Genomic DNA, 13176 nt, shown 5'->3' with positions numbered 1-13176 from the left:
CAGAAAATCGCGTAACCAACATGAATACAGAGTTTAACAATTTCGCATTAACAGATTTTAAGAGACGCCAGTGATTACGTTTTTGTATGCTAATCTATGTGATTTATATACGTCATGTGTACCTTTCATTGCATGTGAATACCATTCATGGACAATCAAGCTTGATGCTATATTCTCAACTGTATTCTCATATGGTCTGGTAGAACCATAACCTCGTATAATTGGAGGTTTAAAAGATCTTGTATAAGAACCATCTGTCTCCCAGTGACCATCTTTAATATAACCAGCTTGTATCTTCCCGTCTGATATTGTCGATAATGAAAATGTTTCATCAAATACTTGTAATCCCTCAAAACGTGATACTATATCAGTCCAGATATTCGATAAGGCATCATTCTCTAATGTTGTTATATCAAGGGTAAATATATTATCCCATTGGTTTGACAAGCATTGATCGAATGTTAATGAGGAGAAATTAATTGCGTTTTCTCCATAATATATTAATATTTCTCCTGTTAATCCTTCAATGGTCATGTCTAGAAATTCTCCACGACTATTATATACTGGATTCATTCCGGTCGGGTCTATGAAATTGACGGGATCAGCTGCGNAGTACGCGTAAGGGGAGNTNTGGGTGTATGTTGTGGCCTTTGGATCCGGGGAGTCGAATACGCAGAGCAACGGGGAGTACAGGCGTGCGCCGAAATCGCAGGAGCTGAACCCGANCTCGGAGGTGTATTCCTTTCCACCGAACTTGCGNCGGTTCGCCTCCGGGCTGTAAGCCGTGGCGTGCGGGATGCCGTAGGGATAGTAGTCGGTGAACTGTACTGGCGTCCCGGTCTTTGCGTTTANGATACCGATAACGTTCCCCTGATAGTCGGTGACGTACACGTGGAACACACCTCTGCTGTCGAGGTATCCTCCCCCGACCTGTGTGCGGTCGAGGCTTCCGTCAGTGAACTCATAGCTCCCGTAGATGTCGCGTCTGCGTAGTATACTCCCGTCCGTGTCAACGAACACCTCCGACAGCTTTTCTCCTGTCGCGGCATAGCGGTAGCATATCTCCTCACCCGAAACGAAGGACACCCGCAGCGGCTTACCCGTCTCGCTCCATTCGATGTCCCGTATCCCGCGTGACGGATCGGAGGTCAGGTTGCCGTTGTTATNGTACGTACATCCGGTTCCCGATGCGGTTATCTGCGGCTGGTTCTCGATCAGTGCATCTTCGGCATCATTCCCGTATACTTTATTTATGCGGTTCCCTTTGCGCATTACCGCCTTGTCGACGATTGTGCCGNATCTGTCANCGGGGAGCATTCCGCTCCTTTTTATGTATGTCAGATTCGCCTGCCTGTCATAGTCATACGACGCGGAGAAATCCATTTTCCGGTGGGTGTCGGAAGAGAATGCAGCCCGTGTCAGGAATCCTAATGTATTGTAGTAATAGTCGTATCTTCCCCTGTATTCACCCAGTTCCGAAGTCCTTGACGTTATTCTCCCGCACCAGTCCGCCATCGCGCTGCCGTCGCCATACGTAAGCTGTTGACCGAACTCCGGCATCGACCATCCGGACACGGCACCCCGTATGTCGCGGGTGATGTTCCTTGTCAACGAATTACCGTTGTATGCGATGCTTCTCACGTTGCCCGTCTCATCGAATCCGTTGACAATTGATGCCTGTGTGTTTGCTGCGTTACCATCTGCAGTAACCTTCGCGGACAAAATGCGCCCGAAGGGGTCGTAGACATACGATGTCGAGTGTGACCACCCGTCACCGGAACCGTCGGCAAGAGTCTCCGTCACTAACGAAGGCAGTCCGGCAACAGTCGGGACAATCTCCGATATCAACTGTCTTNNATCGGGAAATACGGATTCCGATCTCACGAGTATACCACCCGGAGCGTAGCTCATCCGGGTCATTACGCTGACGCCCTCATTGTCAGACAGTCCCGGAGCTTGCAACACCGCAGCAAGAGACCCCGTCTGCATGCCCGTGTTGTCATAATAGCTGGCTGTCAGCATCGTGGCGTNGGAAATTGATACGNCTTCTCCCGTGCTGCAGGATATCGAGTAGCCGGTCCCGAGGAATCCTTCACCGATATTGCCCGTGAGGGCAGTTGAGNCGGGTGGGGTAGAGTCCGACATGTCGGATAACCATAAGCGCGGTATGTCCGAGCATGTCCCGGTCACTGCCTGCCGCCCGAAAGAGTCATAAAGTATAAAAGAACACCTTCCACTCGNCGCGNNGTTGCCGTCCTGCGTGAATGAAAGCCTTCCCTCACTGTCGTAAGCGTATCTCACGGCCGCACAGCCCGGAGTTTTCATCGAGCGCAGTCTCATCGCGGAATCATATGTGTAGACGAACGCGTAATCCGCGATTATGGAATTTGTTGCCAGCTGCCATGTCGATTCTGTCGACTTTAACTTCCGGGAAGCCTCCGGCGGAAGAACTACAAGTGGATTCCCCCAGGGATCGTGTACGGTGTACGTATCGGCATATATCCCTGAGGATATTACTCTCCTGANAAGTACCGTATTGCCGGCTGCATCCGAGAAGGTCAGTTTCCTCGCGCCGTTCCCGTCGGTCTCCGCGATACAGTCAAGTTCCCCGTCGGACCATACACCGGAAGATCTCAGAGTGTTCCCGTCGCATGAATAGCGGATCACCCGGTATTCACCTGCCTGCGATCTTGAGCATAGCTTCTCCGCGTGTGCGGGATGTTGCCGGAAGTCGGCACCCGGAAGGGAAGATTCTGTCGGCATGTTGTCGTGGGANGCCGGATAAACCATCTCCCGGTAGGCGGTGGCATCCGAATATAGGGTTACGGCGGCATTCTCCAGCGGCATGTCAGAATCGAGAGCTTCATTCACTTCTGACAATGGAAGCGGGTTCCATGCCCTTGTCGTGCGGTGCAACGCATCGTACGACCATGCGCCCGTAATGACATCCCCGCCCTGTCCGAAGTCCTTCTTAAGTTCCAGCCTCGGCATCCCGAATCCGTCGTGCCGGGTTATTGTTTCAGCGAAGGTTCCCTCCGAAGCGGACGTCCCGTTGACAAGAGTCCTCCCGGAGATGGCATTCTGTCCGTCCACGCCTGATGACTGCAGGTCATATCCGTATTCTTTTATTATCTTGCCGTCAGGGTTTGTTTCCGACACGAGTCTGCCTCCCCCGTATCCGTAGGATATGGTTGATCCATCCGGAGCTGTCACCGATGTGCATCCCGTCAGCTCTTCGTGCGTGAATNAGGTTGTCAGGGACGCTGACCGGTTGTCTCCCTTTACCGTCAGAGACATCAGCAGGTTCTCCTGTCCTGCTATGGTTCCCCAAGAGTATACGTTCTCCGGTTTTCCTCTCCGCTTCACGCCAGCCGGTTTTCCGTAAGGTGTGTATCCCGACACGACCAGTCTGTCTACCGTCTTCCCCGAAGGGGAGGTGAGGGTGATCGCCGTTGGACGCCAGCAGGAGCTGTACCTTCCATATTCCGTTTTCTTTGTTATGGTGTCCCGTCCATCCGCGATCCATATCTCCAGTACCGGAAGAGTCTTTTGTCCGGCAGCCGTCATTGTCCGGAACACCTTCGGTGTCATGTTTGATGAATATGCAGTGTAATGCTCCATTATACGGCCGCCCTCACACAGGCGCGTTCCTATGTGCAGGCGCATCCCGTTCGACATGCTAACGCTGTCGGAGCCGAACGGATTGTGCACATTTTCGATGCCGGACATGATCGGGAGATCGTAAATGTCTTTCCCTATCGCCCGTATGGGTATCAGCATGGGTGCTGTCGTGGAATACAGATGCTTCACGGAGGCAAGACGGCTCGAACCGTCCGGGAAATATCGTGTGGCGGCAACTGAGTCGAGACGTGTGTTCAGATGAGTCATCGAGATCTCTGAGAATGTGANATCTGAAGTTGACTGCCAGTCCNATTTCCGTACTCCATAGGCGTTTNTTATGTCGCNCACTGCCGCGTCGTGGAAAAAACCTGTACGTATTGNCGCAGNGTCGATGGNGCAGTGGAAATACTTCTCGCTGACAATCGGGTGGTATTCTCCGTTACGGTGTCCGTATTCCGTTTTCTCAATGAGCACCGGTGCCGCTCCAAGTCTCTCCTCGAAACCTCCGGGCAGGTTGCAGCCATGTCCGAGCGCGAGCCTTACCCCTTCCGGCACTCCTTGCGGGGGCAGCATTATTTCCCCTATATTCCTGTCAGCGTTCATGCCGTATCTCGGTAGCTGTGTCAGGACGAAGCGCAGCCTGCACCTTGAAAGGTCGTATCTCCTGACTGTGCGTATGGGAACCGTGACGGCTGTGCCGCTGACAAGTTCCGTCACTTCCGCGTAACGCATTGTGGCGCGTTCCGGGGAGAATCCTGGAANTCTGGGGCGGGAGANGAACGACAGGGTGGTGGATNCGTCCGGTTGCGGGGCTACGGGTCGAAGACCCATGTAGCTCTGTTCTCCGCTCATGGATATGAACGCGGATGCGTTGACATTTGCAAAATCGATGTCGCATTCAGGTGATGAATACAGGAACTCCCGTATTCTCATTCTTCCGGAGACGGCATCTTTGTCAGTTATTCTGCGAATGCGCACACCTACCGGGATGCGGCATGAGGGTACGGATTGACCGAACGGCGCGAAGGTCACGGGATCCGAAGGTTCGTACTGGTATTCCGTGACGAGACCGAGCGCGTTGGAGTGCGACCTCAAGGTGCGCGCGTGCGCGTGACCGGCACTGAATTTCGCCGCATCGGCAACGTTGCCGGTGTTTATGTCTATCACCGCCCTGTGTCCCGTCGTGGGTCCGTTGGCGAAACCGAAAATATCGCATNNCCAGACTCCGGACGGCAGNNAGTAAGCGAAGGTATGCTTGTCAAGCAGGACACCCTCTGACTTCACGGTTATCCCTTTGAGAATGGATGGCACACTTGCCGACTGCGTTATGTCGAAAGAGATGTCACGCACGCACCTGCCTCCCGGTGTAAGGATGCGGACAGAACTGAGCATCTGCGGAATGTCATTGCCTCCCGACAGTTTTCTCGGGGAATGAGTGAAGACCAAGGTTGCCGTGCGCGATGATATGCGTTGAAGGATCTTCTGGTCGTGGAAGGTTGTGATGGCTTTGGTTGAATTTCCCGTGTACGTGGTGCCGTTGTCGTAGAATACCTCCACGGAAGGAAAAGACTGGCTTCTGTTCAGGATTGTATATGTGCCCGCTGAAGGTCCGTCACTCCTCGACCACGTTCCCACGGAAGCGTAGGAGTAGGTCACGGTCTCTCCTCCGGGCGAGGTCACTGAAGAGAGGTGCCATGCCGACACGGCGTTCCGGTAGCTGTCGTCTCGTGCGGGAACTGCAAGCACCATCGGATGGTAGGTGAAGTCGATGTGCTCGCGGACGGAGAATACGTAACGTGTGCCGTCGGGTGATATTATTGCGAAATCCCTGACCCCGTCCCGAGTATCGCCGCAAAATTCTATTGTGTTGTCGCTGCGCGGGGTCTGTATTATGCATCCGTCCATGATTACGAACGATCCGGAACCTGCGGCACAAGAGTAGCTATAGCGATCGAGCATCGCCTCTTTGGCATGTTTTTCGAGATCGATGAAATATTGATGACCGGAGGCGTTGGAATTTATCGACAGNGTGCTGCGTATGTCGACAGAGTGCTGTTCATCAGGCATCCCGAGTATTGTCCTTGCCACGCATCCGCCACCTGAGAAGCTCCATCCAAGCCCTNNCCATCCGGCACGTTCGTCTATGCGGTAGCCACGTATGGAATAACGCATGGACAGGGAGGTGCGGATGTCGCCACAGTCCCACTCGTACAGGGGGATTGCAAGGGAAGCAGTTCCCTCCGCATATGATATTCCCTCGTCGGAGTGCNGGAGCATCGCCGCCACTTCCGGCGACGGGGGAGCGATCATTTCCGCGATCGATGTCGGCGGCCGCCACGCGTCTCCCGATGCTAGAGCGCGATGCACCGGGGAAATACTGTCCTGTTTGCTGGCATTGCCGGCTTGTGCCGGCTTGAGGAGCAGCGCTGACAGTAGAAACACGACTGGTATGACGATCCTATTCATGACGTGGTATTATTGTTCTTGATATATGTTTGGCTTTATTGGAAATCGACACAACTATCTCATTACCAGTAAATCGGGAGATGTCAATTACGCATGCATCCGTAGCAGAATNCGTCAGCAGCACTCTGCCGGNTATGTCGGTAATGATCACGTTGAATTTTCCCGTAGACGATACATGCAGGGAATTGCCCGTCACTTCAAAATGTGGAGCCTCGGCTGCTTCTTTCATTTGTTCCGTTTGTTGGAGATAGACTGGAGTTTTACTTCCCTTTCTTGTATACTGTCTGTCGAAACCGGATCCGACAACGTTGAGTGCCCTTGGGAAACATACAGACTCTACGGTTATTGTGGTGTCATTCGCTTTGGAGATGCGCTCTATGCTGCGTGTCATGGCATACGGAATGGAATTATCTTGCCCGGCTCTCCACGTTGTTTCGGTCTCAATGAATTTGGGAAACAAGTTTTTTGAGGTTTCTCCATCACCGGATATCTGCCGTCTGCAATAGGAGACCCGTATTTTCTCTGCCGTTACATCATGGAGCGTATCCCCCTCAGCCAGGATAAGGAGCGGACACCGAGATTGGGTGATGATGTAAGAACCGGAATCACTGTAAAGGAACGACCTGTCGCGGCGGGTATTTGAGGAATAGACTGTGTCGGCTGCGACATGAGGGGAAAGGATAATGCGGGATTCCCTTTTTTCTCTGCAAGTCTCTCTGTGCCGAAGCTCGAGCGTGTCCGCACGCTGGCTGAAGCGCAGCCATTCGTTGCCTCGGTGCTCAATGATGTGCGAATCTTTCCTGAAATACTGCCATTCAACTGCAGACCCATATTTGCTAATGAATGAGAAATCCGTAACCGAATCAGTTTTGATGCGCACATCCTCCACACGGAATCCCGAAACAACCCGCAACGGCATATCCGGGGAGGTGACCGCGGCAATAGTCATCAGGAGCGAGAGTGGCAAAAATATGACCATTATCTTCAAATTTATAGCAGTATGCTTAATAAAACTGCCTAAAGATAGCAAATTTATTTTATACTGCCAAAAATAATAAGGAATTAATAAAAATAATTCCTTATTATAATTACACATGAAGAGGTTTTTTCGAGGGAATTTCACGAGTTGAAGAATAAGCATAGCGGGCTTCTATGTGACTATTTGACTATGTGACTATGTGACTATATGACTATGTGACTGCGACGAAAGGAGAAATCTGCCCAAGATTGCGACCCCAAATTCACATTTTTTTTAAACAACTTCTTAACATACAAGCCCGCTATGCTCCTTTGCCTTAAATGGATTTTATCTGGAAGTGAGCCGCCCTAAATTTTACGTTTATTTTTTAACAAGCTCTTAATTTCAAGGCATCAAAATGAAAACTACACAGCAGCCATGATGATGTGGCCGAAAAACTCTATGGAGCATGGATTCTGAGTATGTTTGCGGTGAATTATTGCCTTGCAAAGAAAACTTAGACAGATATAAAATCAACTGCAAAAATACACTTGGCTGATCAGGAAGTCAGGCAATATGCGTGTATAGAATCATGGTAAATGGAAATGTTACGGTGTATCGGGCATGCATTGACATCCGTATTGCCAGACTGCAAAGTTACAACAATATGTTGTAAAACATAAAAAAAAATCTTTCAGAATAAATAATAAGTGTTAATTTTACACCCATTATTGCAGATTAATAAAAATCTGTGTCTTAAGGTGAATTTATATTAATTGCTATATTAAAATATCTAACATGAAACTCCTTGGTTATTCGGCATTTGTGCTATCATTGGCGGGCGTTTGCTCTTGTGGCACAGGAAAGGATGCCGCTCAATTGACAAAATCAGGACTTGATCCCCAAAAATTCGAATCGGTTATAAACGGAGATTCAACCGCTCTGATAACCCTCTCAAATGCGTCAGGCATGGAGGTGTGTGTCACAAATTACGGCGGCAGAATAGTTTCAATCATGGTTCCCGACAAAAGCGGTGAATTTAAGGATGTAGTTTTGGGTTTTGACAGTGTAGGCGGCTATACGCCAGAGGTCAACAAATCTGATTTCGGTGCAGCGATAGGCAGATATGCCAACAGAATCAATCAGGGACGTTTTGTGCTTGACGGTGACACAATACAGTTGCCTCGGAACAATTACGGACATTGTCTGCATGGCGGCACAGACATGGGGTCGCTCGGATGGCAATATCGTGTCTATAAGATAGAGAACGCCACTGATTCAACCCTCACACTTTCCATTGACTCTCCCGATGGCGACAATCAGTTTCCGGGAAATGTAAAGGCGTTTGTCAAATATACTTTGCAGTCGGATAATGCTCTTCGAATTGATTATTCCGCTACAACAGACAAACCGACCATAATCAATCTTACTAATCATTCGTATTTCAACCTTTCCGGGGATCCCGAACTCAGTGTCACTGATGAGAATGTATGGATCAACGCATCCAATTACACTCCCGTTGACAGCACATTCATGACAACGGGTGAGATCGTGCCAGTAAAAGGCACTCCTATGGATTTCACGGAAGAGAAACTTCTCGGCAAGGATATAGAGTCTGATTTCGTGCAGGTTCGATATGGAAACGGATTTGACCATAATTTTGTGCTTGATACGAACGGCAGTCTTGAGGAATGTGCGGCTCGTGTCTTTGATCCACGTTCAGGTATTGTGCTTGAGGTATTCACCAATGAACCCGGTGTGCAGTTCTATACCGGCAATTTCCTTGACGGAACCGTGACAGGTAAAAAAGCAAAGGTGTATAATCAGCGTCATGGTCTTTGTCTTGAGACTCAGAAATATCCTGACACTCCTAATAAACCGGCATGGCCTTCTGCGACTCTTCGCCCGAGTGAAACATACGGCAGCACATGCGTCTATAAATTTTCGACTAAACAATAATCATAATACTTAAAATCTAACTACTTTAATTATGGCATTACTCGACTGGGTAGTTATCATTCTATTTGCTCTTGCCCTCATAGGCATAATCGTATGGGTGATGCGCCAGAAACAGAACAATGCCGCTGATTATTTCCTTGGCGGCAAAGATGCGACATGGATAGCTATTGGAGCCTCTATCTTTGCATCGAATATCGGCTCCGAACATCTCATCGGTCTTGCAGGTTCCGGAGCTTCTTCCGGAATGGCAATGGCTCATTGGGAGATTCAGGGATGGATGATACTTATTCTCGGCTGGGTGTTCGTGCCTTTTTATTCCCGTTCGATGGTTTATACCATGCCGGAATTCCTCGAGCGTAGGTTTAATCCACAGTCCCGTACAATTCTTGCGACAATTTCTTTGATAAGCTATGTGCTTACAAAAGTAGCGGTAACAGTCTATGCCGGAGGTCTTGTATTTCAGCAGGTATTCGGAATCGACAAGTTATGGGGAATAGATTTCTTCTGGATTGCGGCAGTAGGTCTGGTGCTTATAACTGCATTATATACGATTTTCGGAGGTATGAAATCGGTATTGTATACATCAGTCCTGCAAACACCGATATTGCTTCTCGGATCCTTGATCATTCTGGTTCTTGGACTTAAAGAACTTGGTGGCTGGGAAGAAATGATGCGTATTTGTTCTTCTGCAAAAGTTAACGAATACGGTGATACTATGGTAAATCTAATTCGTGATAACAATGACGCGCAATATCCTTGGCTCGGGGCGTTGATCGGATCCGCTGTAATCGGTTTCTGGTATTGGTGTACAGACCAGTTTATTGTGCAGCGCGTGTTGTCCGGAAAAAATGAGAAGGAAGCGAGACGAGGCACAATTTTCGGTGCTTATCTTAAACTTCTTCCGGTATTCCTTTTCCTTATACCCGGAATGATCGCTTTCGCTTTGCACCAGAAACTCGGTTCCTTCCTTCCAATGCTTCCCAGTGGTCTTCCAAATTCCGATGCTGCTTTCCCCACTTTGGTGGCAAAACTTCTTCCGGCAGGAATCAAGGGTCTTATCGTATGTGGAATACTTGCGGCATTGATGAGTTCACTTGCGTCATTGTTCAATTCATCAGCCGCATTGTTCACAATTGACTTTTATCAGCGATTCAAACCCAAGACCGATCCCAAGAGACTTGTTAAGATCGGACAGGCTGCGACTGTTGTGATTGTGATTCTCGGTATCCTGTGGATTCCGGTGATGCGTTCCATCGGAGATGTTCTGTATCTCTACCTGCAGGACGTTCAATCTGTTCTTGCACCTGGAATTGCAGCGGCATTCCTTTTAGGTATCGTTTGGAAGAGGGCTTCTGCTCAAGGCGGTATGTGGGCATTGCTGACCGGTATGATTATCGGTCTTACACGACTTGGAGCGAAAATCTATTATTCAAACCTCGGGGTTGAGGCGGGCGCATCAGAAAATCCCAGTATTTTCCAACAGATTTTCTATGATGAGAATTGGTTGTTCTTCTGCGGATGGATGTTGTTGCTGTGTCTTGCAGTCGGTTTTGTAGTTTCAATGTGCACAAAAGCCCCCGATGCTTCAAAAATACAGGGGCTTGTATTTGGCACATCTACTCCCGAACAGCGTCTTGCTACCCGTCACAGCTGGAATGCATGGGATATTGTAAACTCAATAATCATCCTTGGCATAACGGTTGCATTCTACATATATTTCTGGTAATATATGGTGTTCTGCTGTGNAAGACAAGTTCATTCAGTAATTTTGCATCTAAATTGTATTCAGATTTTGAAGATCGCATGGAATTTGTCTGAGCTGATTCTGGCATGGCGGTCTTGATAATAAGCATTATCTGAAATGGCACAGAAAGAAAACAACTATTATAAGCAGCATGACAGATTGTATCTGAGTGTTGACTGTATCGTGTTCGGTTTGAATGAAGGTAATCTGAAGCTCTTGCTTATACAGCGAGATTTCGAGCCGCACAAAGGTGAGTGGTCATTAGTGGGTGGTTTTGTCAACTATGATGAGAGTGTTGACAACGCCGCGCAAAGGATTCTGAAGAATCTGACAGGACTTGATGGCGTATATATGCACCAGATAGGTACTTTCGGAGAGGTCGAGCGAGATCCTGGAGAGAGGGTAGTGTCGGTTGCATATTCGGCATTGCTGAATTTTCCGGATATTGACCATGAGATTCTGAAAGCTCATAACGCCCATTGGGTTGACTTTAATAATATTCCGAGTCTTTGTCTTGATCACAACGAAATGATTAAGAAAGCGATCAAGAAGATCCAGACCAAATTCCGGACAGAACCTATAGCGTTTCGTCTGTTGCCCCAGCGATTCACCCTGACTCAGCTTCAGCAATTGTATGAAACATTGCTTAGTGTGAAAATAGACAAACGTAATTTCAGACGCCGCGCTTTGGAAAACAGTTGCATTGTGTGTACAGATTTGGTAGACAAGGAGAATTCACGTCGCGGCGCGCGACTTTATGAATTCAGCAGTGATGCCGCAGGTGTGGAAAGTTTTAAAATGTAGTGTATTATAATTCTATAATAATTCTCCTTATGCTCGAAGAATTAAAAGAAAAAGTTTTTAAAGCAAATCTCGACCTCGTGAAACATGGTCTTGTCATTTTCACATGGGGAAATGTTTCCGGCATTGACAGAGAGAAAGGTCTTGTTGTGATCAAACCCAGCGGAGTGAGTTATGATGATATGAAAGCCGATGATATGGTTGTTGTAGACCTTGTCTCAGGAAATGTGGTTGAAGGATCTTTACGACCATCCTCAGATACCCCGACACATCTTGCTCTATATCGGGCTTTTCCGGAGACCGGGGGTGTAGTGCACACCCATTCAACTTATGCCACGGCATGGGCGCAGGCAGGAATTGATCTTCCCAACATTGGCACTACCCATGCCGATTATTTCCACGATGCGGTGCCATGCACAAGAGACATGACTGAACCAGAAGTCAAAGGTGATTATGAACTTGAGACCGGGAATGTGATAATCGAGCGTTTCGGGGGCATGAATCCGATGCATACTCCGGGCGTTCTGGTCAAGAATCATGGACCGTTCGCGTGGGGAACCACTCCGGCTGATGCCGTGCATAATGCTGTTGTGCTTGAGCAGATAGCAAAAATGGCAAGTATCGCATATACAGTCAATCCCTCGTTGACGATGAATCCGCTGCTGGTTGAGAAGCATTTCTCCCGCAAGCACGGACCCAATGCATATTATGGGCAGTCGAATAACAAATAATACGTCAAACAACATTAATATTACATAGCAATGGAAATTTTTGATCAATATGAGATATGGTGGATAACCGGTGCCCAGCTTCTTTATGGAGGTGATGCCGTAGTAAAAGTGGATGCTCATTCCAAAGAGATGGTAGAGGGTCTTAACAAATCCGGTGTCCTGCCTGTAAAAGTTGTCTATAAAGGAACTGCGAACTCATCACGCGAGGTCAGTGAACTGATGAAGGCTGCTAACAATGATTCCAAGTGTGCAGGTGTGATTACATGGATGCATACATTCTCTCCTGCCAAGATGTGGATTCACGGGCTTCAACAGCTTAAAAAGCCGTTGCTGCATTTCCACACGCAGTATAATGCAGAAATTCCATGGAATGAAATCGATATGGATTTCATGAATCTAAACCAGAGCGCGCATGGAGACCGCGAGTTCGGACATATCTGCACCCGCATGCGCATTCGCCGCAAAGTAGTTGTCGGTCACTGGACAGACAAAGAAGTTCTGAAGAAAATCGCAGTCTGGGAGCGAGTAGCTGTCGCATGGGCTGATGCACAGGATATGCTGATTATCCGTTTTGGAGACCAGATGAACAACGTGGCAGTTACTGACGGTGACAAAGTTGAAGCCGAGCAGCGTCTCGGTTATCATGTGGATTATTGTCCGGTAAGCGAATTGATGGAATATCACAAACAGATTAAGGAAGATGATATCCGACGTCTTGTTAATGAGTATTTCCGCCTTTACGAGCATAACCATGACATGGAGGTTCCCGCATCGGCAGAATATAAGTCAGTGTGGAATGCGGCTCATGCCGAGCTTACTCTTCGTGCCATTCTCAAAGCAAAAGGAGCGAAGGGATTTACAACCAACTTCGATGATCTCGGAACAGACGACATAAA

The 13176-nt window shown here is 48.4% G+C and carries 5 protein-coding genes and 1 pseudogene; 5 read left to right on the top strand and 1 reads right to left on the bottom strand.

Features of this window, described 5'->3' with window-relative positions; all coding sequences use genetic code 11:
* Positions 1-57 precede the first annotated feature (57 nt).
* Positions 58-6087: an RHS repeat domain-containing protein gene (locus tag JX312_RS03085; RefSeq protein ID WP_204457036.1), complete on the bottom strand. Its 6030-nt coding sequence runs from the start codon at positions 6085-6087 to the stop codon at positions 58-60.
* 1756 nt (positions 6088-7843) lie between these two features.
* Between JX312_RS03085 and JX312_RS03080 the strand changes: the two genes are divergently transcribed.
* From JX312_RS03080 to JX312_RS03060, 5 genes and pseudogenes are all read left to right on the top strand, one after another.
* Positions 7844-9004, top strand: coding sequence for an aldose epimerase family protein (locus JX312_RS03080; protein ID WP_204457034.1), 1161 nt, complete (start codon positions 7844-7846; stop codon positions 9002-9004).
* A 31-nt stretch (positions 9005-9035) separates the two neighbouring features.
* Positions 9036-10730, top strand: a complete 1695-nt coding sequence (locus JX312_RS03075) for a sodium:solute symporter (RefSeq protein WP_204457032.1) — start codon at positions 9036-9038, stop codon at positions 10728-10730.
* 135 nt (positions 10731-10865) lie between these two features.
* Positions 10866-11552 carry an NUDIX domain-containing protein gene (locus JX312_RS03070; RefSeq protein WP_204457030.1) on the top strand — a complete coding sequence of 229 codons (687 nt, stop codon included), beginning with the start codon at positions 10866-10868 and terminating at the stop codon, positions 11550-11552.
* Positions 11553-11581: 29 nt separating this feature from the next.
* Positions 11582-12280, top strand: coding sequence for an L-ribulose-5-phosphate 4-epimerase (locus JX312_RS03065; protein WP_204457028.1), 699 nt, complete (start codon positions 11582-11584; stop codon positions 12278-12280).
* 30 nt (positions 12281-12310) lie between these two features.
* Positions 12311-13176, top strand: a pseudogene (locus JX312_RS03060) (L-arabinose isomerase); the annotation flags it as partial.

Source organism: Barnesiella sp. CU968 (assembly GCF_905219685.1).
GTDB lineage: Bacteria > Bacteroidota > Bacteroidia > Bacteroidales > Muribaculaceae > Lepagella > Lepagella muris_A.
This window is presented reverse-complemented; position numbering and strand designations above follow the sequence as displayed.